Here is a 26,505-nt window from a genome sequence, read left to right as displayed (position 1 = left end):
GCTGCCGGTCATCGGCTCTTAACGTCATGGCACACGAGAACCTTCCTACCCTGCACCGAAGGAGATCGTGTGACGAAGAAGGTGCTGCGCCTCGTCCTCGGGGCGCTGTTCACGACCCTCGCACTGGTGGGGACGGTCCTGGTCGGCCCGGCGTCGGCGGCTCCCGCGCCGCCGTCGGCCCTGGCCAGGACCGTCTACTACAGCGCCTCCGGCTACTCGGCGGAAGCCGACCAGGCCGCGCAGATCTGGAACTCCAGGGTGCCGAACCTGCGGATGGTTCGCGGCGGCAGCGCCACGATCCGGATCTACGCGACCACCGGCGGCGGTTCCCGGGCCTATCCCTGCGGGCTCGGGTGCGCCACGATCTACATCGACTCGCGTGACATCGCGGCGGGTCACTCGTCGCTGCGGATCGTGGCGCACGAGATCGGGCACGGCCTCGGCCTGCCCGACACCTACAACGGCATCTGCTCGTACCTGATGTCGGGCGGCAGCGCGGGCACGTCCTGCCGCAACCCGTACCCGAACGCCCAGGAGGCGGACCGGGTCAACCAGCTCTTCGCGGGCGGCTTCGGCGTCTCGGCGGCGACGACGTCCGACGTCTACGCGAGGGGCTGACCGACGACGGGCGGTGTGGGGCCGGGTCGCACTCCCGGCCCCACACCGCCCGTCGTCCTTTCGCGAGGTTGAACCGTCCAGGCGACACACAGGTCACGAAACCCACGGTAAGTAGTTACCGAACCCCAGATCGTGTTGTGACCTACCACCCGATAGGGTGGCGCGGTTCTCCCTAGCCCTTCCCCCAGGAGCCCTCACATGCAGTTCGCCAGAGTCGGTGCCCTGGTCGGCGCCGCTGTCGCCGCCCTCGCCGCGACCGTCTTCGCCGCTGTCCCCGCCTCCGCGCACACCCCCAAGCTCGAGGCTTCGTGCAAGAACGGCACGACCACCCTCAGCGTGAAGCTCACGGCCTACGCGCAGAACAAGGCCAACCACGTCAAGGTGACGCTCGACGGCACCAAGGAGCTGGAGAACAAGGACTTCGGGGCCAGCTTCGAGGGCAAGTACTCGGCCAGCGGCGACGTCAAGCGCGTGTTCGTCGTCGAGGTGACCGCCGCCGACGACAAGAAGTACTCCTTCAAGGAGACGAAGACCGTCGAGGCGTGCGTCGTCCCCCCGACGACGACCACCACCACGACCACGACCACCGCGCCGACGACCACGACGCAGGAGACGACCTCGATCCCGTCGTCCGAGCCGAGCACCAGCAGCGTGTCGACGAGCCCGTCGGAGTCGTCGGCCCCGGCCACCACGACCACGACGGCCGCGGCGGTCGTGCCGGTCGCCGACACCGGTGACGGCCTGGCCAACACGGGTGCGAGCATCGCGATCCCGCTGGTGATCGGCGTCGTCCTGCTGGGCGGCGGCGCGGCGCTGCTGATCGTGCTGCGCAAGCGCGCGGCCAACAACTAGCACCGAGCGGACCGGCCCCGGTCACCCGTCACGGCGGGTGACCGGGGCCGGTCCACGTTCAGGGCAACCCGCTCAGGGCACCACCCTCAGGGCACTACCCCCTCAGGGCAGCACCTGGATCTTGCGCCCCTGCCCCGCCTGGAACCGCGACAGCGCCGAGGCGTAGTCCGCCAGCGGCAGGCGGTCGCTGATGAACACCTCCGGGTCGAGCACGCCCGCGGCGAACAGGTCGGCCGCGCGCTCGAACGAGTGCAGCACCGCCATCGACCCGGTGATGGTGATCTCCTGGTTGTAGATCCGGTACGGGTCGATGGTCACCCGCGCCGCGTAGTCCGACACACCGAACTGCAGGAACGTGCCGCCCTTCGCGACCCGGCCCAGCCCGTCCTGGATCGCCTTCTCGTTGCCGGTCGCGTCGATCACGACGTCCCACCCCTGCGGCCGGTCCAGCTCGTCCGGCGACGTCGCGGTGGCCGTGACGCCGAGCAGCTCGGCCGTGGCCAGGCGGTCGGGGTTGAGGTCGACCACCTCGATCGACGACGCGCCGGTGAGCTTGCCGAGCTGCAGCATCATCAGGCCCATCGTGCCCGAGCCGTAGATCAGCACCCGGCTGGCCAGCTGCGAGCGCAGCACGTCGTACCCGCGCACCGCGCACGACAGCGGCTCGATCAGCGCGGCGTCCTCGGTGCGCACGTGGTCGGGCAGCTTCACGCAGTTCGCCACCGGCGCGACGGCGTACTCGGCCGCCCCGCCCCCGGTCGTGACGCCGATCGCGGCCCACCGCTCGCACAGGTTGGCGCGCCCGGACCGGCACATCCGGCACTCGTGGCAGTACAGCGACGGGTCCACCGCGACCCGGTCCCCGACCGCGACCTCGGTGACCTCGGCGCCGACCTCGACGACCACGCCCGCGAACTCGTGCCCCGGCACGACCGGCAGCGTCGGCGCGAACTCGCCCTGGAGGATGTGCAGGTCGGTGCCGCACAGCCCGCACGCCGCGACGTCCACGACGACCTGGCGCGGACCCGGCGTCGGGTCCGGGACCTCGGCCACCTCCACCGCGCCGACACCGGTGATCACGGCTGCTTTCACTTCACGGCTCCCAGAGACAGGCCCTGGACCAGCTTGTCCTGGGCGGCGAACCCGGCGACGAGCACCGGCAGCGACACCACCACGGCGGCGGCGCACACCTTGGCCAGGAACAGGCCCTGGCTGGTGACGAACCCGGTGAGGTAGACCGGCGCGGTGCCCGCCACCACACCGGTCAGCACGCGGGCGAACAGCAGCTCGTTCCAGCTGAAGATGAAGCAGATCAGCGAGGTCGCCGCGATGCCGGGCATGGCGACCGGCGCGACGACCCGGCGCAGCGTGGTGACCAGGCCCGCGCCGTCCAGCGCGGCGGCCTCCAGGATCTCGCCGGGCACCTCGGCCAGGAACGACCGCATCAGCCACACCGCGATCGGCAGGTTCATCGACGTGTAGAGCACGACCAGGAACGAGATGTTGTCGAGCATGCCGGTGTACTGCGCGACCAGGTAGATCGGCAGCAGCCCGGCCACGACGGGCAGCATCTTGGTGGACAGGAAGAAGAACAGCACGTCCGACCACTTCTCGACCTTCTTGATCGAGAGCGCGTACGCCGCCGGGATCGCCAGCAGCAGCACCAGCACCGTGGAGCCGATCGACGCGCTCAGCGAGTTGATCAGCGGCGGCCACGGGTTCGAGTCGAAGAACTCGGCGTAGCTGTCGAACGTGATCGGCGCGGCCAGGGACGGCGGGTTGGTCGCCGCGTCCGGCTCGCTGTGCAACGAGGTGAGCACCATCCACGCCACCGGCGCGAAGAACAGCAGGCCGGCGGCCCACGCGGCCAACCCGAGGAGCTTGGTCATCCCCGGACCTCCGTTCGATTCACGGTTCGGCCGCCGTCCTCGCGCAGCAACGAGGACACCACGCGCAGCGCGAACGTGGCGATGACGATCGAGCCGACCACCACGACCACGCCCGCGGCGGACGCCTGGCCGTAGTCGTGCGCCTGGTAGAAGGTCTGGTAGATCGTGTACGGCAGGTTCGCCGTGCCCAGGCCGCCCGAGGTGATGGTGAAGACGGCGTCGAAGTTCTGCACCACGTAGATCGAGCCGAGCAGCGCGCCCAGCTCCAGGTACTGCCGCAGGTGCGGCAGCGTGAGGTAGCGGAACACCTGCCACGGCGTGGCGCCGTCGATGCGCGCCGCCTCCACCGCGTCCTGCGGGCGGCTCTGCAACCCCGCCAGCAGGATCAGCATCATGAACGGCGTCCACTGCCACACCAGCGCCGCCTCGACCGCGATCAGCGGCATGCCGCTGATCCACTCCGGCTGCGGCGCGTCGGCGCCGAACAACCACGTCAGCACACCGTTGAGCAGGCCGTACTCGGGGTTGTAGAGCGCGTGCTTCCACAGCAGCGCGGCGGCGACCGGCACCACCAGGAACGGCGCGATGAGCATCGTGCGCACCACACCGCGGCCGGCGAACCTCCGGTCCAGCAGCAGCGCCAGCCCCAGCCCGAGCAGCAGGCTGACCAGCACCACGGTCGCGGTGAGCAGGGCCGTGACGCCGATGGCGCTGCGCAGGTCCGGGTCGGTGAACACGGCGGCGTAGTTGTCCAGGCCCGCGAAACCGCGGTTGGCCGGGTCCAGCGAGTTCCACCGCATCAGCGAGATCACCAGCGTGGCGACGAACGGGAGCTGGGTGACCACGATCGTGAAGATCAGCGCGGGCAGGAGCGGGGCGCGCCGGGCCCAGCGCGCCGCCGCCGCCAACTGCCCGGTCCGCGCGGGCGGCGCGGGCTCGGTCCGCGCCGGCGCTTCCCGCACGGCGGTCACCGGGTCCTCCCGATGGGGGTGGGGTTCGCCATCACTTCCCCCGGTACTTCCCGGCGACGGTCTCGGCCAGCGCCTGGCTCTCGTCCAGCGCCGCGTCCACCGTGGTCGAGCCCGCGATGGCGGCGCTGATCTTCTGCGACACCTGCGTGCCCAGGTCGGTGAACTCCGGGATGCCGACGAACTGGATGCCGCTGGCGGGCCGTTCCTGCACGCCGGGGTCGGTGGGCTTGGCGCCCGCGATGGCCGCCTCCGCCTGCTTGGCGAACGAGCCGCCCGCGGCCAGGTACTCGGGCCGCTGGTAGGTCGACTTCCGCTTGCCGTCGGGCAGCTTGGACCAGCCCAGCGTCTTGCCGACCAGCTCCTCATAGCCCTTGCCGGACGCCCACGACACGAACTTCCAGGCGTTGTCGGTCTTCTTGCTGGCCTTCTGGATGCCGAACGCCCACGTGTACAGCCACGCCGAGCTGTCGGTCTTGACCACCGGCGCCTGGGCGAAGCCGAGCTTGCCCTTCACCGGCGAGTCGTCGGCCTCCAGCAGACCGGCCGCGACGGTGGCGTCGTACCACATGGCGACCTTGCCCTGGGTCATGTTGTTGAGGCACTCGGCGAACCCGGCCTGCGGCGCGCCCGCCTCGCCGTGCGCCCGGACCAGGTCCACGTAGAACTTCGTGGCCTCCTTGAACTCCGGCGCGTTGAGCTGCGCCTGCCAGTCCTTGGTGAACCACGTGCCGCCGAACGTGTTGACCACCGTGGTCAGGGGCGCCATCAGCTGGCCCCAGCCGGGCTGGCCGCGCAGGCAGATGCCCTTCATGCCGGGCTGCGCGCCGTCGACCTGGGCGGCGATGTCGGCGACCTGCTGCCACGTCGGCTTCTCCGGCATGGTCAGGCCCTTGGCGTCCAGCACGTCCTTGCGGTACATGAGGAACGACGACTCGCCATAGAACGGCTGCGCGTAGACCTTGCCGTCGGCGGCGGTGAGGGACTGGCGGATCGGTTCGAGGACGTCGTCCTGGTCGAAGGCCGAGTCCTTGGCCACGTGGTCGTCCAGCGGGGTCAGCCAGCCGTTCTTGGCGTAGATCGGCGTCTCGTAGTTGCTGATCGTGGCCACGTCGTACTGGCCCGCCTGGCTGGAGAAGTCCTGGCTGATCTTGTCGCGGACGTCGTTCTCGGGCAGCACGGTGAAGTTGACCGTGATGCCGGTGTCCTTGGTGAAGTTGTCCGCGGTCAGCTTCTGGAGGTCCTGCATCTGCGGGTTGTTCACCATCAGGACGTTGATCGAGTTCTCGGCTCCGCCGCCCCCACCGCCCGCGCCGGCGCACGCGGTCGTGGCCAGGAGCACCGCGGCCAGCAGGCCGCCATACCGCAATGACTTCATCGTCTTGCCTTCCTCGGGGCGAGCGGGACCAGGCCCCCGGTGCTCCGGGGGCCCGCGCGTGGGTTGGGGTCAGGCCCGGACGACCTTCGGTCCGAGCAGGGCGTAGCGGTGCGCCTCGCCCGCGGGCAGCACGGAGTCGGTGACGATCGCCTCCAGGTCGGCGATGCCGCCGAACCGGTGGAAGCTCGACACGCCGAACTTCGTGTGCACGCCGACGAAGACGCGGCGGCGGGCCGAGGCCAGTGCCTGCGCCTTGACCGCGCCCACCGCCGGGTCGGGCGTGGTCAGGCCGTACTCGCGGGAGATGCCGTTCGCCCCGATGTAGGCGAGGTCGATCACCATCTCCGAGAGCATGCGGGTGGCCCAGTGGTCGACCGTCGCGAGCGTCCGGCCGCGCACCCGGCCGCCGAGCAGCAGCACGGTCGCGGACGGCACCTCCGACAGCACGGCGGCGGTCGGCAGGGACGCGGTGATCACCGTCAGCGGCCTGCCGGTGGGCAGGGCCTCGGCGACCAGTTGGGGCGTGTAGCCCTCGTCGATGAACACGGTCTCCGCGTCGCCGAGGCGGTCGGCGGCGGCGCGGGCGATCCGCCGCTTCTCGGGCACCATCGAGGCGGAGCGGAACTTGAGCCCGGTCTCGTAGCCGGCGCTCTCGACCGGGAACGCGCCGCCGTGCGTGCGGCGGACCAGGCCGTGCTCGTCGAGGAGGCGCAGGTCGCGCCGCACGGTCTCCTGCGCGACCTCCAGCTCGGCCGCGATCTCGGCCACGTCGACCCGGCCGTCCGCCCGGGCTCGGGCCAGGATGCGCCGCTTCCGCTCGTCCGCCCGCACGTCGCCTCCTTGCCCGCTCGGACCGCCGCTGCCCGTTCGGGCCGCGCCTAAAGGTCTAACACCGCCGATTTCGTGTGGCCACCGCCACAACCGGGTGAACCCTGCCCGAGTTCCGCCCGCTTCGCCTGACCGAACACACACAAAACGGTGAATTCGTGCCCGAACCGGGCCGACTTCCTGCCCGTTCCCACTCCGCCCGGACAGGCCGAGGCCCCCGAGTCCCACTGGACTCGGGGGCCTCCCGGCTGCTCCGAACGTTCAACTCACCCGTTCCGAACGTAGGACTCACGCGTTCCGAACGTAGGACTCACGCGAGAGTCGAACGCTCAGGTCCCGAGAGTCGAACGTCCAGGTACCCCGAGTTCTACGCTCGGGACGGCGGGGTCAGGCGTTCGCGCCGGTCAGGGCGGGGTAGTCGGTGTAGCCCTTCTCGGTGCCGCCGAAGAACGTGGACGGGTCCGGCGTGTTGAACGGGCCGCCGGCGCGCAGCCGGGCGGGCAGGTCCGGGTTCGCCAGGAACAGCGCGCCGAAGCTCAACGCGTCGGCTGTGCCGTCGTCCAGCAGCGGCAGGTGGTCCGGGCCGGTCACGCCGTCGGGCGTGAACGGGTTGAGGATCAGCGTGCCGGCGAAGCGCTTGCGCAGGTCCAGCGTCAACGCCCGCTCACCGGTCTCGCCGATGTGCAGGTAGGCCAGGCCGAACGGGTTGATCGCGTCGACCAGCGCCGGGTACAGCTCCTCGGTCGACTCCTCGACGATGTCGTTGTAGGGGTTGGACGGGGAGATCCGCAGGGCGACCCGCCGCCCGCCGATCGCCTCGGACGTCGCCCGCACCACCTCGACCACGAACCGGATGCGGTTCTCCACCGAGCCGCCCCACTCGTCGGTGCGCAGATTCGTGTTGTCCGCCAGGAACTGGTGCAGCAGGTAGCCGTTGGCGCCGTGCAGCTCGATCCCGTCGAACCCGGCCTCGACGGCGTTGCGGGCCGCGGTGGCGAAGTCGGCGATGGTGGCCTCCACCTCCACCCCGGTCAGCTCCCGCGGCGTGACGAAGTCCACCATCCCGTCCCCGGCGAACAACTGGCCCGCGGGACGCACCGCCGACGCGCCCACGGGGTGCAGGTCGCCGGGCAGCAGGCTCGGGTGCCCGATCCGGCCGCCGTGCATGAGCTGCGCGAAGATCCGTCCGCCCGCCGCGTGCACCGCGTCCGTGACGCGGCACCAGCCCTCGACCTGCTCGTCGCTGTGCAGGCCGGGCGTGAACGGGTAGCCCTGGCCGACCGCGGAGGGCTGGATCCCCTCCGTGATGATCAACCCGGCGCTCGCCCGCTGGGCGTAGTACTCGGCCATGGCCGGCGTCGGCACGGTGTCGTACGCCCGGCTGCGGGTCATCGGCGACATCACGATCCGGTTGGCCAGCTCGATGCCGGCCAGGTCCAGGGGCTGGAACGCGGTGCTCATGGCTTCCTCCAGGTTACGCTCTTATCTGCCCGAACAGTAATCCGAACTCGGATGATTCCCGTGAGCGAATGTGACGACCCTCACTCGAACGGGCCGCTAGACTGGAACCATGGCCACGACAGGACAAAATCCCACGTCAGTGCCGGTTCCCGAGGTCGCCGAGAGCGGCCGGGTCAGCCACGCGATCTTCCGCGTCGCCCGGCTGCACCGCCTCCTGGCCAGTCAGTTGCTCAGGCAGGCAGGTCTGCACCCAGGCCAGGAGATGGTGATGATGTACCTGTGGGACTGCGGCCCGCGGCGGCTCACCGAGCTGTGCACCGTGCTGGGGACGGACTCGCCGACCATGACCAGGACCGTGCAGCGCCTGGAACGCGCGGGCTTCGTGCGCCGCTCGCCCGACCCGACCGACGGCCGCGCCGTGCTGGTCGAGCCGACCACCGCGAGCCAGGCGCTGCGGCACGAGGTCGAGCGCATGTGGCGCGAACTGGAAGAGGCCACCGTCGGCGAGCTGGACGAAGACCAGCAGGCCGAGACCCTGAGGGCGCTCGGCCTGCTGGAGTGCAACCTGGCGGCGCGGACCCACCGGCCCGCGATGGTCAGCGAGCGGGCTTGATCCAGACCGCGGTGTCCGGCGGCACGGCGCCGTCCACCAGGGGTCCGCTGGCCAGCAGCACGGCGTCGTGCGCGGGCAGCACTACCGGCTCCGCGGACAGGTTGAGCACGCACGCGAAGTCGTCGCCGCGGCGGAACGCGACCACGTCCGGCCCGAGGTCCAGCCACGCCATCGTGCCGTCACCCAGCGACGGCTCCGACCGCCGCAGCGCCAGAACGGCGCGGTAGTGCGCGAGCATCGAGTCGGGGTCGCCGGTCTGCGCGGCCACCGACAACGACCGCCAGTGCTCCGGCCGCGGCAGCCACGACGGCCCGTCCTCACCCCACGGGATCGGCACCCGGCACCCGTCACGACCGCGGTCGGTGTGGCCCGAGCGCACCCACACCGGGTCCTCGCGCAGCTCGTCGGGCAGGTCGTCGACCTCCTCCAGCCCCAGCTCCTCCCCCTGGTAGACGTACACGCACCCGGGCAGCGCCGTGGTCAGCATGATCGCCGCACGCGCCCGCTTCGTGCCCAGCTCCAGGTCCGTCGGCGTGAGGTGCTGCCGCCGACCGAAGTCGAACGACGTGTCCTCCCGCCCCATCCGCGACACGTGCCGCGTCACGTCGTGGTTGGACAGCACCCACGTGGGCGGCGCGCCGACCGGCGCGTGCGCGGCCAGCGTGGCGTCGATGACCCGCCGCAGCTCACCGGGCTCCCAAGGGCAGCACAGGAAGTCGAAGTTGAACGCCGAGTGCAGCTCGTCGGCCCGCAGGTAGCGGGCGAACCGCTCCGGGTCGGGCAACCACATCTCGCCGACGAACACCCGCTCGTCCGGGTACTCGTCGAGCACCTTGCGCCACGACCGGTAGATGTCGTGCACGCCGTCCTGGTCGGAGTACGGCAGCTCGGCGTCCGGCTTGGAGAAGTCCTTGACCAGGCCGTCGGCGACGTCGATGCGGAACCCGTCCACACCCCGGTCCAGCCAGAACCGCAGGATCGACTCGAACTCGGCCCGCACCTGCGGGTTGGTCCAGTTCAGGTCCGGCTGCTCCGGGCTGTACAGGTGCAGGTACCACGAGCCGTCCGGGGCCTGGCTCCACGCCGGTCCGCCGAACCGCGACTTCCAGTCGTTCGGCGGCTCGTCGCCCTCGTGGAACCAGAACCGGTCGCGCCCCTGCCCCCGCAGCGCCTCCTGGAACCAGGGGTGCTGGTCGGAGCAGTGGTTGGGCACGATGTCGATGATCACCCGCAGGCCCACCGCGTGCGCCTCGCCGATCAGCTTCTCCGCCTCCACGAGCGTGCCGAACACCGGCTCGATGTCGCGGTAGTCGGCGACGTCGTACCCGCCGTCCGCCAGCGGCGACGGGTACCAGGGACTGAGCCAGATCGCGTCCACACCCAACTCGGCGAGGTACGGGAGCTTCTGGCGCAGGCCCGCCAGATCCCCGATCCCGTCGCCGTTGCCGTCGGCGAAGCTGCGCGGGTACACCTGGTAGATGGCCGCACCGCGCCACCAGTTCATGTGGATCCTCCCTCGGTAGTGGCGTCAGCCCTTCACGCTGCCGGCGGTGAGTCCCGCCAGGACGTGCCGCTGGAACACCAGGAACAGTCCGATCATCGGCACGCTGGACAGCACGAGACCGGCCAGCAGCAGGTTGACCGGTGTGTCGGGGGCGAAGCGCTGCAGCGCGACGCTGAGCGTCTGCCGCGCCGGGTCGGAGAACACCAGCAGCGGCCAGATGAAGTCCTTCCACGCGGCCACGACCGCGAAGATGGACACGACCGCGAGGATCGGCCGGGACAGCGGCAGCACGATCCGCCACAGCAGGGTGAACTGACCCGCGCCGTCGATCCGCGCCGCCTCCAGCACCTCCGCCGGCAGCTGGTCGAAGAACCGCTTGAGCAGGAACACCGTGAACGCGTTGGCCGCGCCCAGCAGCCACAGCGCCAAGGGGTTGTTGAGCAGCCCGAGGTCGGAGATCGTCAGGTAGGTCGGGACCAGCAGCACCGCGGCGGGCATCATCAGGGTCAGCAGCATCATGCCGAGGATTCCCTTGCCCAGCACGGGTTTGAGCCGTGACAACGCGTACGCCGCGGGCACGTCCACCGCGAGCTGCACCGCCCACACCCCCACCGCCACGACGATCGTGTTGAGGAAGTAGCGGCCGAGGTCCATCAGGTCCCACGCCTCGGCGTACGTGCCGGGCGTCCACGTCTCCGGCAGCACCGTCGGCGGCACGCGGGCCAGCTCCACGGCCGGTTTCATGGCCGACAGCACCACCCACACCAGCGGCACCACGAAGACCGCGGTGAGCACGACCGTCGTGATCGCCAGGGCGGCGTAGTAGCCGGCCCGGTGGCGTCCCGGCGCGATCAGCGTCCTCACGCGTCCGCCTTCCGCGTCACCCGCAGGTACAGCGCGGTGAACGCGCCGAGCACCAGCAGCAGCAACAGGCTCAGGGCACTCGCGGTGCCGAAGTCGTTGTAGTAGAAGGCGTACCGGTACAGCAGGAGCAGCACCGTGACCGTGGAGTCCTCCGGACCGCCGCCGGTCATCACGTACGGCTCGGTGAACACCTGCATCGTCGCCACGACCTGGAGCAGCAGCAGGACCAGCAGCACGAACCGGGTCTGCGGCACGGTGACGTGCCACAGCCTGCGCAGCACGCCCGCCCCGTCCAGCTCGGCGGCCTCGTACAGGTCGCCGGGGATGCCCTGCAACGCGGCCAGGTAGATCAGCGTGGCCGTGCCCAGGTTCGCCCAGGTCGACACGATCACCAGTGACAGCATCGAGGTGTCGGCGCTGTCCAGCCACGCCGCGCCCTCCAGCCCGAGCCCGCGCAACGCGGTGTTGAGCAGGCCCGGACCGGGGTCGTACATCCACTTCCAGATCAGCGCGGCCACGACGGGCGGCAGCATCACGGGCAAGTACACGATGAGCCGGAAGTACGCCTTGAAGTGCCGCAGCTCGTTGAGCACGACCGCGAGCAGGAACGGCACCACGAAGCCGAACACCAGCGCCAGCGCGGTGAACAACAGGGTGTTGCGCCACGCCGTGGCGAACAGGGGGTCGGCGAAGAGGCGTTCGAAGTTCTCCCAGCCGACCCACGCGGGGTCGGTGACGAAGTCCACCTGCTGGAAGCCCAGCACGGCCCCGCGCGCGATGGGGTACCAGGAGAACACCGCGAAGCAGACCAGCGCGGCGGACAGGAACCCGTACGCGGCCAGGTTCTCCGCGACGCGGCGGCGCATCACTTGACCTGGGCCAGGACGGGGTTCACCTTGGCTTCCGCGTCGGCCAGCAACTGGCTGACGTCCGCGTCGCGGTTGGTGAGCACCGCCTGCACGACGTTGTCGAGGATCGCGTACACCTGCTGGGCGTTCGGCGGCTCGATCCGCCCCTTGGGCGTGGCGTCCACGTAGGACCGGAAGTTCGCCACCGGCACCGTGGCCAGGCTCTCCTTGAGCTGGGACTGCTTGGCCGCGATGTCACCGGTCCACACGTCGGCGACCGGCGGCACGGGCAGGCCGATCGGCTGGCCCTGGTCCTTGTACCGCTTGAGGTTCTTCTCGAACCGGTCGGGGTTGAGGAACTTCCACTGGATCCACTTCAGGCCGGCCTTGATCTTCTCCGGCGACGCCTTCGGGTTGAGCATGTAGCCCTCGCCGCCGATGAGCGTGCCCTCGCCGTCCGGGATGCCGGTGAGGCCGTAGTCGGCGTAGTCGCCCTTGAACTGGTTGACCAGGGTCGGCACGTTGTCCGGCGCGGCCAGGTACATGCCGAGCTGGCCCGCGCCCATCATCTGCTGGACGTCCTCGATCACCAGGAGCTGCTTCTCGCCCATGGTGTTGTCGGTCCAGCGCATGTCCTTGAGGTGCTGGAGGACTTCGCGGCCCTTGTCGTTGTTGAAGTCGGCGACCCACTTGTCGCCGTCCTGGCGGGCGATGCGGCCGCCGACGGAGTACATCCACGCGGTGAAGTGCCAGCCGCCCTGGTTGTTCTTGCTGTACTCGGCGAAGCCGACCTTGCCCTCACCCAGCGCGGTGATCTTCTTGGCGGCCTCGCGGACCTCGTCCCAGGTCTTCGGCGGCTGGTCGGGGTCCAGACCGGCCTGGGTGAACAGCGTGCGGTTGTAGAGCAGGCCCATCGAGTAGTTGGCGGTGGGGACGCCGTAGACCTTGCCGTCCTTGCTGAAGACGTCGCGCAGCTCCTGCCGGATGGCGTCGTAGTGCGGCACGTCCTTGACGTAGTCGGTGATGTCCGCGGCCTGCCTGCGGGCGATGAGGTTCGCCGGGTCGGTGAAGTAGGCGTAGAAGACGTCCTCGAGCTGGCCGCCGGCGAGCTTCGCGGAGAACGTCTTGGGGTCCATGAACCCCTCGTGCGGCTCGATGTCGATGTCGGGGTTGGCGGCCTCGAACTCGGCCACGTCCTCGTCGAAGACCTTGCGGTCGAACGCCTGGGTCTGCGGCGGCTGGCCGTTGACCGAGATCGTGACCTTGCCGCCGGCGGACGTGCCGCCGTCATCGGCTTGCGAGCACGCGACGGCGGTGAGGCTCAGGCTGCCTGCCAGCAGCAACCCCGCCGCTCTGCGGAGGCTGAGTGAGTTCATGGGGGCGGACCCTCCTCGGGAGTGGTGTGGCGCACACGGTAAGTCGCCCCAACACTCTCCCGCAAGATGCCGACGAAAAGTCGCAACTTCTCGACATCGCCCCGTAAGCCCCACCCGCGCGAGTTGAACCTTCAGGCCCCGCGTGTCGAACGCTCAGGACCCCCGAGTTCAACGCTCACGACGGCCGGGCGCGGTCGTGAACGTCGAACTCGGGGGTCCTGAAGGTTCGACTCGGTGGTCCTGAGCGTTCGACTCTCGGGACCTGGAGGTTCGACTCTCGGGTTAGCGGGGGGCGGGGGCGGTGGAGGAGCGGACGACCAACTCCGGCTCGAAGAGCAGTTCCTCGTCGGGGACGGGGGTGCCGGAGATCTGGTTGGCCAGCAGTTCGACGGCCGCGCGGCCCATCGCCTCGATCGGCTGGCGGACCGTGGTCAACGGCGGTTCGGTGCACGTCATGAGCGGCGAGTCGTCGTAACCCACCACGGAGACGTCGTGCGGCACCTTGAGCCCGTGCCGCCGCACGGCGCGCACCGCGCCCAACGCCAGCGGGTCGGACGCGCACAGGATCGCGGTCACGCCGCGGTTCAGCAGCCGGGTGGCGGCGGCCTGCCCGCCCTCCAGCGAGAACATCGCGTGCTCCTCGAACAGCTCCACCCCCGCCGCGCCCGCGCACGACGTCAACGCGGTGAGCTTGCGCCGCGACGGCATGTGGTCCGACGGGCCCAGCACCGCCCCGATCCGCACGTGCCCCAACGCCACCAGGTGCCCGAACGCCTGCTCGACCGCCACCGCGTCGTCGCACGACACGCGCGGGAACCCGAGGTCCTCTATGGCGGCGTTCACCAGCACCGCGGGCAGCTTGCGCCGCGTCATCTGCCGGTAGTGCTCGTGCGACGCGTCGGCCTGCGCGTACTGGCCGCCCGCGAACACCACCCCGGACACGTGCTGCTCGAACAGCAGCTCCAGGTAGTCCGCCTCGGTCACGCCGCCCGCCGTGCGGGTGCACAGCACCGGCGTGAAGCCGCGCTGCGCCAGCGCGTTGCCGACCACGTCGGCGAACGCGGGGAAGATCGGGTTCTGCAGCTCCGGCAGCACCAGGCCGACCAGCCTGGCCCGCTCGCCGCGCAGCTGCGTCGGCCGTTCGTACCCGAGCACGTCCAGCGCGGTGAGCACGGCCGAGCGCGTCGCGTCGGACACCCCGGGCTTGCCGTTGAGGACCCGGCTGACCGTCGCCTCGCTCACGCCGACCTTCGCGGCCACTTCCGCCAACCGCCGTTGCGTCATGGAGCAACTATACGGCAGGATTTACGTCCCGCTTGCGTTGACTTGCACTCGTTTGCGAGTTCCAGCGCGGCCCTGAGCACCGACGACGGCGGCACGACCCGGTCCACCATCCCGGTGCGCAACGCCTCCTCGGCGGTCACGCGCCGTGCCACCAACACCTGTCCGCCGGTCACCCGGCTGTCGGTCACCCACCCGAGTGCGGCGTCGGACGCCAGCACCCGCAGGTCGCACGCCATCGCCAGCTCCGCCACCTCGCCGTACGGGCTGCCGCCGATCGCCGCGACCACCGGCACGGACAGGTTCGCCACCTCGTCCCGCACCCCGCGCAACGCCGCCGCCAGCGCCTCGCGCTCCGCCGCGGGCATCCGGACCAGCCGTTTGATGTCGATCGAGCACAGCCCGGAGTCGACCAGCAGCACGACGGCCCGAGCACCCGCCGCCACGGGCAGCAGCGCGCGGAGGTCGGACAGCACGGTGTCCGACGGCTCGCCGATCCGGATGACCGCGATCCCGCCGGACACATCGAGTGAGACGGTCATGAGGCGGACATCGTGGCTGACGGTTCCCCCGGTTGTCATGTTCGTCCCCACTATCGGGTGACGACGGGGTACAAATCCCCTGTGAAGCGGTGGGTGGTGGCGGTGGCGCTGGTCGGGCTGACCGGGTGCGCGGTGCCGGTGGCGGGGCGGCCGACGGCGGCTCCGGTGTCGTCCGGCGGGGCGAACGCCGAGGTCGTGCGCTGGGTGAACAACTTCTGCGGCGTGGCGAAGTACATGGTCGCCTCGGGCGGGGTGCAGTTCGACCAGACGCAGACCGACCCGGCCGAGGCGAAGAAGGCGATCAGCGACTCGCTCGGCCGCGTGGTCGACGTGCTCGACGTCGTGCTGCACGACCTCGACGAGCTGACCCCCGCGCCGAACCCCGCCGCCGACACCGCGGTCGAGGTGATCAGCGAGCCGCTGGGCCGGGCGCGGGACAAGTTCGTCTCGGCGAAGGCGACCGTGGACGACGCGCCGGAGATGACCACCGACATCTTCTCCACCGTCATCCAGGACATGACCGAGGCGGTCACCGTGATGAACGAGGCGGTGGAGAAGATGGCCGTGGTCTCGCTGCCCGACGACTTCCGCGCCGCCGCGGGCCAGGCCGAGAACTGCGCCTGACGCCGGGGGCTACAACCAGCCCCGGCGCATCGCCTGCACGCCCGCCTGGAACCTCGTCTGCGCGCCGCACCGGTCCATCAGCCGGCGCACCCGCCGCTGCACGGTGCGCGGGCCGAGGCCGAGGTGGCGGGCGATGCTCTCGTCGGTCAACCCGGCCGCGAGCAGCGCCAGCAGCCGGGTGTCGACCTCGCCTCCGGACCCGCGCGGGCTGAACGGGATCGCGTTGTCCCAGTACAGGTCGAACATGGACACGAGCACGTCGAGCAGCGGTGACGGGCGGATCAGCAGCACCTGGTCCACCGAGCCCCGCACCGCCACCGGCAGCACGGCCACCCGCGCGTCCACCACGCCGAGCTTGAACGGCAGCGTCGGCGTCACCCTGGCCCGCTCCCCCGACGCGACCAGCTCGCCGATCTCGGCCAGCCGACCCGGCAGCTCCACGCTCGACCGGTCGTAGATGACGCGCCACTGCACGTGCCGCCGCCGCGTGTCGACCTCCATCCCGGTGTGCTCCTCCACCGGGGAGAGGTACGGCGGCTGGTCGAGCACGCACACCTCGCTCCGCGCACCGGCCAGCAGCGCCCGCCACACGTCGCGCACCGCGCCCGCGCCGTTGACCACCTCGACCATGGACGTGTCGTGGTGCTGCTCGGCCCGGTTGCGCAGGTACGCCTCCATCAGCGGGGCCGCCGCGGCCCGCGCCCGGCGGTGCCCGTCCTCGCGGGCGGCGATCAGCACCTCCACCGCGAGGTCCGGCGGCACGGCCTGCCACACGTCGTCGGCGAGCCGCTGCACCACCCCCAGCCGCACGAGCTCCCCGAGCACGCCGGGTGACGTCCCGGCCTCCGCCGCGGTGCACGACCCCGTGCGGACCAATCGCTCGTAGACATGGGCCTGCTCGGCGGTGACACCCAGGTGTTCGAACACCCGCACATTGTCCCCGATGCCACCGAACAGCCCGTTCGACGTGGACCGTTCGGCCCAACGCGCTGACGGGAACACGTCAGTGTCGCGAAACTGCCGCGTTCCGACTCTGGGCCAATCCCCGCCTTCCTGCCTAGCTTTCACGCACTTCGCAGCCGTTCTCAGACCCCTGACGCCCTCGACGGCAGGCGAAGTCCCTGTAGTCGGAAGGAACCACCCCTGTGAACGGATTGCGACGCGCCGCGCTGTGCGCGACGGCCGTCTCGGTCACGCTGCTGTCCGGCGTGACCGCGGCGACCGCCGAGCCCGCGGCGTCCCCGGCCCCGGCTGACGCCCGCCCGTACGAGCGGCTGATCGTCGCCTACAAGGCAGGCGCCGCGGAGGCGAGCTCGGACACCGCCGCCGCCCAGGACGCCAAGGCCAAGGGCGACCGGGTCGGCCGCGACCTCACCCTGCGCCGCCGGCTGGGCACCGGCGCCACCGTGGTCGACCTCGGCACCACCGACCGGGCGGCCGCGGCGAAGGCGATCGAGGAGTTCCGGGCCGACCCGGACGTGGCCTACGTCGAGCCGGACCTGATGATGCAGCCGCTGGCGGACCCGAACGACACCGACTACACCAAGCAGTGGGACCTGTTCGAGGCCACCGCGGGCATGAACGTGCCCGGCGCGTGGGGCACGGCCACCGGCCAGGGCGTCACGGTCGCGGTCATCGACACCGGCTACGTCGCGCACTCCGACCTCGCGGGCAAGGTCGTGACGGGCTACGACTTCGTCTCCGACGCCTCCCGGGCGCGCGACGGCAACGGCCGCGACTCGAACCCGGCCGACAACGGCGACTGGACGAAGGCGGGTGACTGCGGCACCGACCTGCTCGGCAACCCCGTGCCGCCGAAGGACCAGAACTCGAGCTGGCACGGCACCCACGTGGCGGGCACCATCGGCGCGGCCACGAACAACGCCAAGGGCGTCGCGGGCATCGCCTACGACGCGAAGATCCAGCCGATCCGCGTGCTCGCCCAGTGCGGCGGCAGCACGTCCGACATCGCCGACGCGATCGTGTGGGCGTCCGGCGGCACGGTGTCCGGCGTGCCCGCGAACCCCACGCCGGCCAAGGTCGTCAACATGAGCCTGGGCGGCCAGTCCGCGTGCTCCTCGACCTACCAGAACGCGATCAACTCGGCGGTCGGCCGCGGCACGACGGTCGTCGTCGCGGCGGGCAACTCCAACGCCGACGTCTCCGGCTTCACGCCGGCGAGCTGCAACAACGTCATCGCGGTGGCGGCGAGCAGCCGTGAGGGCAACCGGGCGTACTACTCGAACTACGGCGCCAAGGTCGACATCGCGGCGCCCGGCGGCGAGACCCGGCGCGGCACCGACACGCCCGGCACCATCACCACGCCGCAGAACGGCATCCTCTCCACGCTGAACGCGGGCACGACCACCCCCGGCGCGGAGTCCTACGCGCCGTACCAGGGCACCAGCATGGCCGCGCCGCACGTCGCGGGCCTGGCCGCGCTGCTCGCCCAGGCCAACCCGGCGCTGACCCCGGCCCAGGTCGAGGCGCTGATCAAGAACAACGCCCGCCCGCTGGCCGGCACCTGCACCGGCGGGTGCGGCGCGGGCCTGGCCGACGCGGCGAAGACGGTCGCGGCGGCCGGCGGCGGCACCACGCCCCCGCCCGGCTCGTTCGAGAACGCGGCGGACGTGCAGATCGTCGACCGCGGCACGGTGACCTCCGACATCGCGGTGACCGGCCGGACCGGCAACGCGCCGGCCACGCTCAAGGTCGGCGTCGACATCAAGCACACCTACCGCGGCGACCTGGTGATCGACCTGGTCGCGCCGGACGGCACGGCATACCGGCTGAAGGGCTCCTCGTCCGGTGACAGCGCGGACGACGTCGTCACCTCCTACACCGTGAACGCCTCGGCCGAGGTCGCGAACGGCACGTGGAAGCTGCGCGTCCAGGACGTGTACTCCGGCGACACCGGCTACATCGACGTGTGGAACCTGACCTTCTAGGCCACTGCCGAGAGGGTCGTCCGGTGCCCGGTCCCGCCTGCACGGGGCCGGGCACCACGCCGTTCACCGCACGTTCACCGCGGCGGTGACCTGCGACGAAGCGATTCACCGCACATGTGCGGTCTCGTCGGGGCCCGCGCGCAAATCTGGGGGCACTGCCCCCATGTGCGGCACCGGGCCCCCATGACACGTTGTGCGGCGTGATTCCCTCCGCCGTGGACCGGCCGCCAGCGACGTGGTGGCACAGCGGCGTGCGCGGGAACACCCAGGAGCTGGTCGTCCCCCGTGGACGGCCCTCATGGGCCGCGTTCGTGGAACGCGCCACCACGACCGCGGCCCGTGCAGACTTCGCCGGCGGCAGCTGGGACGAGGCGTTCGCGTTCGCGCTGAGACCCCTGGTGCGCGCGGCCGCGGCGCTCGACCCGCGGCTGGACGCCGACTTCGCCCGCGCGCTGGGCAAGCGGCTGGTCCGGATCGCGGCCCGCACCCTGGTGCTGGAGCTGAACCTCGACCGGGTCGGCGGCCGGCTGGTCGGCGACACGCCGCAGGAGCGGTTCGCCGACTTCGTCCGGCACGTCGACCTGCCCGCGCTGTTCGCCCGGTACCCGGTGCTGGCCCGGTTGCTCGGCCAGACCTGCCTGCACGCCGTCGAGGCGCACCGCGAGCTGCTGGACCGGTTCGCCGCGGACCGGGCGGAGATCGTGCGGACCCTGCTCGACGGCCGCGACCCCGGCGCGGTCGCGCACGTGGAGACCGGTCGGGGCGACCCGCACGCGCGGGGACGCTCGGTGGCCGTGCTGACCTTCACCGACGGCCGCCGGGTGGTCTACAAGCCGCGGCCCGTGGCGCTGCACCGGGCGTTCGCCGAGCTGGTCACGTGGTTCGGCCGGCGCACCGGGCTGGACCTGCGGCTGCCGCGCCTGCTCGCCCGACCGGGGCACGGCTGGCTGGAGTTCGTCGAGCACCGCCCGTGCGCCGACGTCACCGAGGTCGGTCGGTTCTACCAGCGGCTCGGCGCGCTGATCGCGCTGCTGTACGCGGTGGACGGCACCGACATGCACTACGAGAACCTGATCGCGGCGGGCGACCAGCCGGTGCTGGTGGACCTGGAGACGCTGTTCCACCCCACCCTGGCCGCGCCGACCGACCCGGCGGTCCGGGCGCTGTCGCGGTCCGTGCACCGCACCGCCGTGCTGCCGCGCGTGCTGCTGGGCGAGCACGGCGCGCTGGACGTCGGCGGCCTGGGCGGCGACCACGGCGACCGGCCGCCCGTCGACGGCGTGGCGTGGCTGGACCCCGGCACCGACCGGATGCGGCTGGTGCGCAGGCCCGCGCCGATGCCGCCGGCGCAGAACCGACCCGTGGTGGACGGCCGCGAGGCCGAACCCGCCGACTACCAGGGCGCGCTGCTGGCCGGTTTCCGCATCGGCTACGACGCGCTGTGCGACCACCGCGCCGACCTGCTCGGCCCGGACGGGCTGCTGAGCGGCTTCGCCGACCTGCCGGTGCGGTTCGTGCCGCGGATGACCCAGCTGTACTCGACGCTGCTGGACGAGTCGACGCACCCGGACGCGCTGCGCGGCGCGGCGGCCCGCCAGGACGTGCTCGACCTGCTGTGGGACGGCGCGGCGGACGACGACGTGACGCGCGCCCTGGTGCCGCACGAGATGCGGGACCTGTGGGCGGGCGACGTGCCGCTGTTCACCACCCGGCCGGGCAGCCGCGACGTGTGGACCTCGACCGGGCAGCGCCTGCCGGACCTGCTGCCGTCGTCGGCGCTGGACGCCGTCACGGCCAAGGTCGCCGCGCTGGACGAGGTGGACAAGCACGACCAGCAGTGGCTGATCAGCGCCGGGCTGGCGAGCAGGCCCCGCCCGGTGGAGCACCGCACGGGCCGGGGCGTGGCCGCGCCGGTGGAGGCGGGCGTGCCGGACCCGCAGCGCCTGCTGGTCGCCGCCTGCGGCATCGCCGACGAGGTGCTCGCGCACGCCACGACCTCGGCCGGCCGGGTCAACTGGGTGGGCCTGGAGCTGGTGGACGACCGGCACTGGGCGGTCGCGCCGATGGGCGCGGGCCTGTCCAACGGCTACACGGGCGTCGCGCTGTTCCTGGCGCAGCTGGGTCGGCTCACCGGCGCCGCCCGCTACACCGAGTACGCGCGGGACGCGCTCCGACCGATCCCCGGCCTGCTGACCGCGTTCGCCGAGGACGGCGAGCTGGCCGCGGCCGTGGGCAGCGGCGGGTTCCACGGCCTGGGCGGCATCTGCTACGCGCTGGCCCGGCTGGCGAACCTGCTCGACGACGCCGAGATCACCGGCTGGCTGCGCACCGCGGTCGACGTCGCGACCGCCGTCGAAGCGCTCGGCGAGGACCCGGCGAACGTGGTCGAGGGCTGGGCGGGCGGGCTGGCCGCCATGCTCGCGGTGCGGGCGGAGAGCGGTCTGCCGGCCGCCTCGGCGCTGGCCCGCGCGTACGCCGACCGGCTCGTCGCGGCCACTCCCGGCGGTGACGGCTTCGCCCGCGGCCGGGCGGGCGTCGGCTGGGCGTTGCTGCGCTACGCGCGCACGGTCCGCGACGACCGGTACGGTGTGGTCGGCCGGGCGAACCTGAGGGCGGATCACGCGCTGCGGCAACGGCTGCTCGACGTGACCGAAGCCGACCACAGCTGGTGCTCCGGGCTGTCCGGCGCGGTGCTCGCGCACTGCGCCCACCCCGACCAGCCGGTCGACGCGCACACCCTGCACGTCGACCGGTGCTCGAACGCCTTGGCGGTGCACGAACCCCTGCGGGACCTCAGCCTGTGCCACGGCGAGCTCGGTGTGATCGAGGCCCTGACCGTGCTCGCCGAACGCGGGCACGGACTGGCCCCGGCCATGCAGACCCGGCGCGCGGGGCTGGTCCTCGGCGCGCTGGACCAGTACGGCGCGCGGTGCGGCACGCCCGGTGGCGTGCCGTCGGCCGGTCTGCTCACCGGGCTGTCCGGCATCGGGTACGGCTTGCTCCGCCTCGGTTTCCCCGAGCAGGTGCCATCGGTGCTCCTGCTCGGATCCGCGCACGACACCCACCCCATCGAGGAGAACACCGCATGAACGACGCCAACCGCGACGAGGTCACCACCTGGAGCGCCGACCAGGACGGCGACCACCCCGCCGGGGAGATGGCGCTGTCCCGCAGGGCCAGGGCGGGGGCCCGCGCCCGCGCGCTGGCCGGCCTGACGCTGGCCGTCGGCGCGTACGCCGCCGTCACGGTGAGCGAAGGCACCATGACCACGGTGAGCGCGCCCGGCCTGCCGCTGTAACCGGCTCGCACCGCCGCCGAACTGCCCGCCCGCACTGGGGGTGCGGGCAGTTTGGCGTGCGGCGACGGGGCTTGACTAAGGTCGGCGCATGCACACCCGCGCGCCGGTCGTGGTCGGCCGCGACGAAGAACTCCGCGTGCTCGACCGCGTGCTGGCCGACGCGTACGCCCACCGCGGGGGCGCCGTGTTCCTCGTCGGGGAGCCCGGCATCGGGAAGACCCGGTTGGCGCGCTTCGCCGCCGGCGCGGCCTTCGACCGCGGCATGCGGGTGCTGCGCGGTCGCGGCAGCACGATCGGGCCCATCGTGCCGTTCCGGCCGCTGGCCGAGGCCCTGATGTCCCTGCTGCGCGCGGGAGACGGCCTGGACCTGCGCGAACTGGGCCCCTACCAGCCGGCGCTGGGCAGGCTCACGCCCGAGTGGAGCCTGGACGGCGGTCCCGAGGAGTCGCGGCCCGCGCACTCCGTGCTGGTGCTCGCCGAGGCCGTGCTGCGGCTGCTGGCCCTCGTCGGCCGGGCCCAGCCGAGCCTGGTGGTGCTGGAGGACCTGCACGACGCGGACGCCGAGACGCTCGCGGTCGTCGACTACCTGGTGGACCACCTCGACCAGGCGCCCGCCGCGCTGCTGGTGACCACCCGCGCCGACCCCGGCCCCGCGCTGGACGTGATCCGCTCGGCCGCGCAACGGCAGGCGGGCGTGCTGATGGAGTTGCGCCGCCTGGACGAGCGGCAGGTGCGCCGGATGGCGGCGCTGTGCCTGGAGGCCGAGGACCACGAGGTGCCCGCCGAGGTCGTGCGGCGGCTGTGGGCCGACAGCGCGGGCAACCCGTTCGTGGTCGAGGAGATGGTGCACGGCCTGGTGAACGGCGGCCTGCTGGTGCGCGGTCCGGCGGGCTGGCAGGTGCTCGGCGAGCTGCGCATCGACGTGCCGTCGGCGCTGGTGCGGTCGATCGCGCACCGCACCGACCGGCTCGGGCCGCAGGGGCGCGAGGTGCTGTCCGTGGCCGCCGTGCTGGGCCACCGGTTCCCGCTGTCGGTGCTGCGGCGCGTGACCGGCATGGACGACCGCGCGCTGCTGTCGCACCTGCACGCGGGCGTGGCCGCGCAGCTCGTGACGCCGGACGAGCCGGTGCCCGACTGGTACGCGTTCCGGCACCCGCTGACCGCCGAGGCGCTGCTGGCGCAGATACCGCCGCCGCACCGGGCCGAGCTGGCGCGGCGGACCGCGGACGCCGTGCAGGGGCTGCACCCCGGGCTGCCCGGCGAGTGGTGCGCGCTGGTGGCGTCGCTGCGGCTGGACGCCGGGCAGACCGCCGAGGCGGGCGCGCTGCTGGCCGAGGCGGGACGCCGGGCGCTGGCCGACGGCGCGGCCGGGTCGGCGGTGCGGCTGCTCGACCACGCGCACCGGCTGCTGGCCAGCGAGGTCGACGTGGCCGTCCGGGCCGACGTGCTGGACTCGCTGCTGCCCGCGCTGGCCGAGGCGGGCCAGTTCGAGCGGGCGTTCGCGCTGGTCGACGCGGTCACCGAGCTGAGCGCCGCCGGGCTGGGCCGGGTCCGCCGGGCCGAGCTGCACACCAAGCTGGCGCAGGTCGCCAACACCGCGGGCCGCTGGACCGAAGGCATGGCGCACGTGGAGACCGCCCGCGCGCTGCTCGGCGCGGACGCGACCGACGAGCACACCGCGCGGCTCGACGCGGTGGCCGCGTTCCTGACGTTGAACCTGGAGGTGCCGGACCGGATCGCCTCGGCCGAGTTCCTGGCCCGGCGCGCGGCCGACGCGGCGAAGCGGGTGCCGCTGCCCGAGGTGGGCTGCGAGACGTGGCAGCTGCTCGGCGTGCTGGCCCGGGAGCGCGACCTCGACGAGGCGTCCGAGTGCTTCACGCGGGCGCGGGCGCTGGCCGACGAACACGGGCTGCCCATCCAGCGGGCCTACGCGGTGATCCGGCAGGCCGGGCTGGACTGGCTGGCCGAGGGCAAGGCGGCGGAGCTGGCCGAGGCGCGCGAGGAGGCGTTGCTGATCGGCGCGGTCAGCGTGGCCTACAACGTGGACGCGATCTTGGGGCTGGACGCCGTGCTGCGCGGGCAGTACGCGGCTGCGGCCGAGCGACTGCCGCGGGTCATCGCCGACACCCGGCGCCTCCAGCTGCGCAACCTGACCCTGTACGGGCTGATGGCGCGGGCGACCGCCGCGGCGCACCAGGGCAGGCGGGCCGAGATGGACGCCGCGATCGAGGAGTTCGACGAGGTCGGCGGGGTCGGCTCGCAGGAGCGACCGCTGTGCTTCGGGCTGGCGCGGGCGTTCTGCGCGCTGCTGGAGGAGGACCGCGCCGCGGCCGGGCACGACCTGGCGCGGGCGATCGCGTACGAGGCGGAGACGCCGACCGTGTACCACCTGTCCGGCCGGCACGGGCTGCTCCTGCTGCTGGACGCCGTGTCCGGGGCGCTGGACCTGGACGGCTACCTGGCAGTGACGCGGTCGTCGGCGGCCCGGATGCGCTGGAACCGGGTGTTCGCCCAGTTCGCGCTGGCCGTGCTGCTGGGCAGGCTGGGCCGGGAGGCGGAGGCGGCGCAGGCCGTGCGGGCGGGGCGGGAGGCGGCGGCGATCCACCCGCTGGCCCGGCACCTGGGGCTGCGGCTGGTGGCCGAGGCGGCGGTGGCCGACGGGTGGGGCGAGCCCGTGGCGTGGCTGCGCGGCGCGGAGGAGTACTTCCACCAGGCCGGCCAGGCGGCCGTGGCCAGCGCGTGCCGGGGGCTGCTGCGGCAGGTGGGCGCGTCGGTGCCGCAGCGGCGGAGCGGGTCCGACCAGGTCCCGCGCGCGCTGCGGGCGCTGGGCGTGACCGTGCGCGAGTTCGAGGTGTTCCGGCTGCTGGCGGGCCGGCTGGGGAACAAGGCGATCGCGACCCGGCTGCACATCTCGCCGCGCACGGTGGAGAAGCACGTGGCGAGCCTGATCACGAAGACCGCGCAGCCGGACCGGGAGTCGCTCAGCGCGTTCGCCGCGTCGCTGGGACCCGCCGACCGGCCCTAGCACCGCGGTGGCGGGTCCGTTAGACCTGGTGCGGTGAGAATCCTCGTGGCAGTGGCGCTGGCGGTGGTCCTCGGCGGCGGGGTGGCGCAGGCGTCACCCGAAGCTCCCGGCTCGACCCGCGGGCCGTGCGCGTACACCGTGACGCCGGACGAGCCGGCCGCCCGTCCCGTGCCGCTGCCGCCGGACCCGAGGCACACGCCCGACCGCGGCCACCCCGAGGTGCTGTTGCAGACCAACCAGGGCCCGGTGCCGCTGGTGCTGGACCGCGCGCAGGCGCCGTGCACGGTGCAGAGCTTCCTGCACCTGGTGCGCCGGAAGTTCTACGACGACACGACGTGCCACCGGCTCACCGCCTATCCGACGTTGAAGGTGCTCCAGTGCGGCGACCCGTCCGGCACCGGTGAGGGCGGCCCCGGCTACCAGTACTCCGACGAACTGCCGACCGACCTCGCGCCCGCGCCGAACGACCCCACCGGTCAGCGCCGCGTCTACCCGCGCGGCACCCTGGCCATGGCCAACGCGGGCCCCGACACCAACGGCAGCCAGTTCTTCCTGGTCACGGCGGACTCCGTGCTGCGGCCCAACTACACCGTGTTCGGCCGCGTCACGCCCGCCGGGCTCGCCACGCTGGACAAGGTCGCTGCGGCCGGCGTCGCGCCGAACCCGGACAGCGAGGTCGACGGCCGACCGGCCCTGACCACGGACATCGAGCGGGCCAAGCGCACCTGCTAGCGCCCCCCAGGAGACGAGCGCCAGGAGACGAGCGCCAGGGAACGGGCGCTAGGAGACGGGCGCGGTCACGCGGATGTCGGCGTTCCAGTCGGTGAAGCGGTGCAGGGTGCGCTGGAAGACGTTGTCCTCCAACGTCTTCAGCACCTGCTCCACCCGCACCGGCAGGTCGCCCGGACCCACCCACACGGTCGCCGACGCGGTGAAGCCGGACTCGTAGGCGGCGAGGAGCTGGGCGCGCCGCGAGCTGTCGGGCGTCCGCTCGGCCTGCCCGCGCAGGTCGAGCAGCAGGGTGTAGCGGCGGGTCGGCACGCCGTCGAGCTGCTCGTCGCCCTTGTCCACCAGCAGGCTGCCCGCCAGCGACCGCACCACCGACGCCGGGTCGACCTCGTCGGCCAGGCCGGCGACCGTGGTGTCCGCCCGCACGGGCGCGCGGTCGGTCAGGTCGAGCCTGGTCCACGTCCCGTCGCCGGTGCGCGAGTAGCCCGCGTCCGCGAGCACCACGACGTCGGTCGACGAGTCCTGCCGCAACGACACCAGCCTGCCCTCGCGGGCCCGCAGCAGACCGCCGTCGAGGTTCACCCGCAGCCCGGTCATGGTGGTCTCGGTCCCGAACCGCACCGAGCGCTGCTCGTCGGCGCGGGCGGCGAGGCCGGTGACGAGCGCGGCGCTGTCGTCCACCACCGGGCCGAGGGTCGGCGCGGGCAGGGGTGTCCGCTCGGCGCAGCCCGCCAGTGCCACTGCGGCCAGCACCAACGCGACGACGGACCTGCGCATGACTCCCCCCACGGACGGTGAACACCGCCATCCTCCCCCACCCGCGCCCGATAAGGAGTGCGAACCCCGAAAGTGGCTCGGC

23 protein-coding genes are annotated in these 26,505 nt (G+C 72.4%); 9 read left to right on the top strand and 14 right to left on the bottom strand.

Annotated elements, in window-relative coordinates:
* Positions 1 to 69 precede the first annotated feature (69 nt).
* Together ACIQMJ_RS31005 and ACIQMJ_RS31000 are read left to right on the top strand one after the other, a co-directional pair.
* Positions 70 to 618: a snapalysin family zinc-dependent metalloprotease gene (locus ACIQMJ_RS31005; protein ID WP_499764546.1), complete on the top strand. Its 549-nt coding sequence runs from the start codon at positions 70 to 72 to the stop codon at positions 616 to 618.
* Between the two features lie 198 nt (positions 619 to 816).
* On the top strand, positions 817 to 1,470 hold the full coding sequence (locus ACIQMJ_RS31000) for a hypothetical protein (RefSeq protein WP_499764545.1): 654 nt from the start codon (positions 817 to 819) through the stop codon (positions 1,468 to 1,470).
* 102 nt (positions 1,471 to 1,572) lie between these two features.
* Here ACIQMJ_RS31000 and ACIQMJ_RS30995 read toward each other — a convergent pair whose 3' ends face one another.
* The 6 genes from ACIQMJ_RS30995 to ACIQMJ_RS30970 all read right to left on the bottom strand — a co-directional run bounded on the left by ACIQMJ_RS30995 (position 1,573) and on the right by ACIQMJ_RS30970 (position 7,994).
* A complete protein-coding gene (locus ACIQMJ_RS30995; protein ID WP_499764544.1) occupies positions 1,573 to 2,562 on the bottom strand; it encodes a zinc-dependent alcohol dehydrogenase family protein in 990 nt (329 codons plus the stop codon).
* Positions 2,559 to 3,359: a carbohydrate ABC transporter permease gene (locus ACIQMJ_RS30990; RefSeq protein ID WP_499764543.1), complete on the bottom strand. Its 801-nt coding sequence runs from the start codon at positions 3,357 to 3,359 to the stop codon at positions 2,559 to 2,561. Before ACIQMJ_RS30990 ends, ACIQMJ_RS30995 begins: the two co-directional genes overlap by 4 nt.
* Positions 3,356 to 4,330, bottom strand: coding sequence for a carbohydrate ABC transporter permease (locus ACIQMJ_RS30985; protein WP_499764542.1), 975 nt, complete (start codon positions 4,328 to 4,330; stop codon positions 3,356 to 3,358). The genes ACIQMJ_RS30990 and ACIQMJ_RS30985 overlap by 4 nt, the downstream gene beginning before the upstream one ends.
* A 31-nt stretch (positions 4,331 to 4,361) precedes the next feature.
* Positions 4,362 to 5,705 carry an ABC transporter substrate-binding protein gene (locus tag ACIQMJ_RS30980; protein ID WP_499764541.1) on the bottom strand — a complete coding sequence of 448 codons (1,344 nt, stop codon included), beginning with the start codon at positions 5,703 to 5,705 and terminating at the stop codon, positions 4,362 to 4,364.
* Between the two features lie 69 nt (positions 5,706 to 5,774).
* Positions 5,775 to 6,536, bottom strand: a complete 762-nt coding sequence (locus tag ACIQMJ_RS30975) for a DeoR/GlpR family DNA-binding transcription regulator (protein WP_499764540.1) — start codon at positions 6,534 to 6,536, stop codon at positions 5,775 to 5,777.
* 384 nt (positions 6,537 to 6,920) lie between these two features.
* The gene (locus tag ACIQMJ_RS30970) at positions 6,921 to 7,994 is read right to left on the bottom strand and encodes an alkene reductase (protein ID WP_499764539.1); all 1,074 of its coding nucleotides are present in this window, start codon (positions 7,992 to 7,994) and stop codon (positions 6,921 to 6,923) included.
* 139 nt (positions 7,995 to 8,133) lie between these two features.
* Here ACIQMJ_RS30970 and ACIQMJ_RS30965 point away from each other — a divergent pair, with 139 nt between their 5' ends.
* Positions 8,134 to 8,607 (top strand): MarR family winged helix-turn-helix transcriptional regulator, encoded by a 474-nt coding sequence (locus tag ACIQMJ_RS30965; protein WP_499764538.1) that lies wholly within the window; start codon positions 8,134 to 8,136, stop codon positions 8,605 to 8,607.
* On the opposite strand, the gene ACIQMJ_RS30960 is transcribed toward ACIQMJ_RS30965, so the two are convergent.
* The 6 genes from ACIQMJ_RS30960 to ACIQMJ_RS30935 form a co-directional block, all read right to left on the bottom strand.
* A complete protein-coding gene (locus tag ACIQMJ_RS30960) occupies positions 8,591 to 10,111 on the bottom strand; it encodes a glycoside hydrolase family 13 protein (RefSeq protein ID WP_499764537.1) in 1,521 nt (506 codons plus the stop codon). The genes ACIQMJ_RS30965 and ACIQMJ_RS30960 overlap by 17 nt on opposite strands.
* Positions 10,112 to 10,135: 24 nt before the next feature.
* Entirely contained in the window at positions 10,136 to 10,975 is an 840-nt protein-coding gene (locus tag ACIQMJ_RS30955; protein WP_499764536.1) for a carbohydrate ABC transporter permease, read from the bottom strand.
* Positions 10,972 to 11,841, bottom strand: a complete 870-nt coding sequence (locus ACIQMJ_RS30950) for a carbohydrate ABC transporter permease (protein WP_499764535.1) — start codon at positions 11,839 to 11,841, stop codon at positions 10,972 to 10,974. Before ACIQMJ_RS30950 ends, ACIQMJ_RS30955 begins: the two co-directional genes overlap by 4 nt.
* The gene (locus tag ACIQMJ_RS30945) at positions 11,841 to 13,199 is read right to left on the bottom strand and encodes an ABC transporter substrate-binding protein (RefSeq protein WP_499764534.1); all 1,359 of its coding nucleotides are present in this window, start codon (positions 13,197 to 13,199) and stop codon (positions 11,841 to 11,843) included. Before ACIQMJ_RS30945 ends, ACIQMJ_RS30950 begins: the two co-directional genes overlap by 1 nt.
* 282 nt (positions 13,200 to 13,481) lie before the next feature.
* On the bottom strand, positions 13,482 to 14,483 hold the full coding sequence (locus tag ACIQMJ_RS30940) for a LacI family DNA-binding transcriptional regulator (RefSeq protein WP_387495998.1): 1,002 nt from the start codon (positions 14,481 to 14,483) through the stop codon (positions 13,482 to 13,484).
* Positions 14,480 to 15,022: an enoyl-CoA hydratase/isomerase family protein gene (locus tag ACIQMJ_RS30935; protein ID WP_499764533.1), complete on the bottom strand. Its 543-nt coding sequence runs from the start codon at positions 15,020 to 15,022 to the stop codon at positions 14,480 to 14,482. The genes ACIQMJ_RS30940 and ACIQMJ_RS30935 overlap by 4 nt, the downstream gene beginning before the upstream one ends.
* Positions 15,023 to 15,103: 81 nt before the next feature.
* Here ACIQMJ_RS30935 and ACIQMJ_RS30930 point away from each other — a divergent pair, with 81 nt between their 5' ends.
* Entirely contained in the window at positions 15,104 to 15,646 is a 543-nt protein-coding gene (locus tag ACIQMJ_RS30930) for a hypothetical protein (RefSeq protein WP_499764532.1), read from the top strand.
* Between the two features lie 9 nt (positions 15,647 to 15,655).
* On the opposite strand, the gene ACIQMJ_RS30925 is transcribed toward ACIQMJ_RS30930, so the two are convergent.
* Positions 15,656 to 16,573 carry a TrmB family transcriptional regulator gene (locus ACIQMJ_RS30925; RefSeq protein ID WP_499764531.1) on the bottom strand — a complete coding sequence of 306 codons (918 nt, stop codon included), beginning with the start codon at positions 16,571 to 16,573 and terminating at the stop codon, positions 15,656 to 15,658.
* A gap of 218 nt (positions 16,574 to 16,791) precedes the next feature.
* Between ACIQMJ_RS30925 and ACIQMJ_RS30920 the strand changes: the two genes are divergently transcribed.
* From ACIQMJ_RS30920 to ACIQMJ_RS30900, 5 genes are all read left to right on the top strand, one after another.
* Positions 16,792 to 18,594: a S8 family serine peptidase gene (locus ACIQMJ_RS30920; RefSeq protein WP_499764530.1), complete on the top strand. Its 1,803-nt coding sequence runs from the start codon at positions 16,792 to 16,794 to the stop codon at positions 18,592 to 18,594.
* 200 nt (positions 18,595 to 18,794) lie between these two features.
* Positions 18,795 to 21,683 carry a type 2 lanthipeptide synthetase LanM family protein gene (locus ACIQMJ_RS30915; RefSeq protein WP_499764529.1) on the top strand — a complete coding sequence of 963 codons (2,889 nt, stop codon included), beginning with the start codon at positions 18,795 to 18,797 and terminating at the stop codon, positions 21,681 to 21,683.
* Positions 21,680 to 21,892, top strand: a complete 213-nt coding sequence (locus ACIQMJ_RS30910) for a hypothetical protein (RefSeq protein ID WP_499764528.1) — start codon at positions 21,680 to 21,682, stop codon at positions 21,890 to 21,892. Before ACIQMJ_RS30915 ends, ACIQMJ_RS30910 begins: the two co-directional genes overlap by 4 nt.
* Positions 21,893 to 21,980: 88 nt before the next feature.
* On the top strand, positions 21,981 to 24,917 hold the full coding sequence (locus tag ACIQMJ_RS30905) for a helix-turn-helix transcriptional regulator (protein WP_499764527.1): 2,937 nt from the start codon (positions 21,981 to 21,983) through the stop codon (positions 24,915 to 24,917).
* Between the two features lie 33 nt (positions 24,918 to 24,950).
* Entirely contained in the window at positions 24,951 to 25,649 is a 699-nt protein-coding gene (locus tag ACIQMJ_RS30900; protein WP_499764526.1) for a peptidylprolyl isomerase, read from the top strand.
* Between the two features lie 48 nt (positions 25,650 to 25,697).
* Here the strand turns inward: ACIQMJ_RS30900 and ACIQMJ_RS30895 are convergent, their stop codons facing one another.
* Entirely contained in the window at positions 25,698 to 26,423 is a 726-nt protein-coding gene (locus tag ACIQMJ_RS30895) for an SCO4651 family lipoprotein (protein ID WP_499764525.1), read from the bottom strand.
* Between the last annotated feature and the right edge of the window lie 82 nt (positions 26,424 to 26,505).

Origin of the sequence: Actinosynnema sp. NPDC091369 (assembly GCF_044757065.1) — a bacterium.
Taxonomy (GTDB): Bacteria; Actinomycetota; Actinomycetes; order Mycobacteriales; family Pseudonocardiaceae; genus Actinosynnema.
Note: the sequence above shows the minus strand (reverse complement) of the source record. Positions and strands in the feature narration are given on the sequence as shown.

Excerpts from the sequence above, each read along its gene's own strand:
- ACIQMJ_RS31000 (WP_499764545.1), top strand. The coding sequence starts at position 817 with ATGCAGTTCGCCAGAGTCGGTGCCCTGGTCGGCGCCGCTGTCGCCGCC.
- ACIQMJ_RS30990 (WP_499764543.1), bottom strand. The coding sequence starts at position 3,359 with ATGACCAAGCTCCTCGGGTTGGCCGCGTGGGCCGCCGGCCTGCTGTTC.
- ACIQMJ_RS30980 (WP_499764541.1), bottom strand. The coding sequence starts at position 5,705 with ATGAAGTCATTGCGGTATGGCGGCCTGCTGGCCGCGGTGCTCCTGGCC.
- ACIQMJ_RS30970 (WP_499764539.1), bottom strand. The coding sequence starts at position 7,994 with ATGAGCACCGCGTTCCAGCCCCTGGACCTGGCCGGCATCGAGCTGGCC.
- ACIQMJ_RS30960 (WP_499764537.1), bottom strand. The coding sequence starts at position 10,111 with ATGAACTGGTGGCGCGGTGCGGCCATCTACCAGGTGTACCCGCGCAGC.
- ACIQMJ_RS30950 (WP_499764535.1), bottom strand. The coding sequence starts at position 11,841 with ATGCGCCGCCGCGTCGCGGAGAACCTGGCCGCGTACGGGTTCCTGTCC.
- ACIQMJ_RS30945 (WP_499764534.1), bottom strand. The coding sequence starts at position 13,199 with ATGAACTCACTCAGCCTCCGCAGAGCGGCGGGGTTGCTGCTGGCAGGC.
- ACIQMJ_RS30940 (WP_387495998.1), bottom strand. The coding sequence starts at position 14,483 with ATGACGCAACGGCGGTTGGCGGAAGTGGCCGCGAAGGTCGGCGTGAGC.
- ACIQMJ_RS30935 (WP_499764533.1), bottom strand. The coding sequence starts at position 15,022 with ATGACCGTCTCACTCGATGTGTCCGGCGGGATCGCGGTCATCCGGATC.
- ACIQMJ_RS30910 (WP_499764528.1), top strand. The coding sequence starts at position 21,680 with ATGAACGACGCCAACCGCGACGAGGTCACCACCTGGAGCGCCGACCAG.
- ACIQMJ_RS30905 (WP_499764527.1), top strand. The coding sequence starts at position 21,981 with ATGCACACCCGCGCGCCGGTCGTGGTCGGCCGCGACGAAGAACTCCGC.
- ACIQMJ_RS30895 (WP_499764525.1), bottom strand. The coding sequence starts at position 26,423 with ATGCGCAGGTCCGTCGTCGCGTTGGTGCTGGCCGCAGTGGCACTGGCG.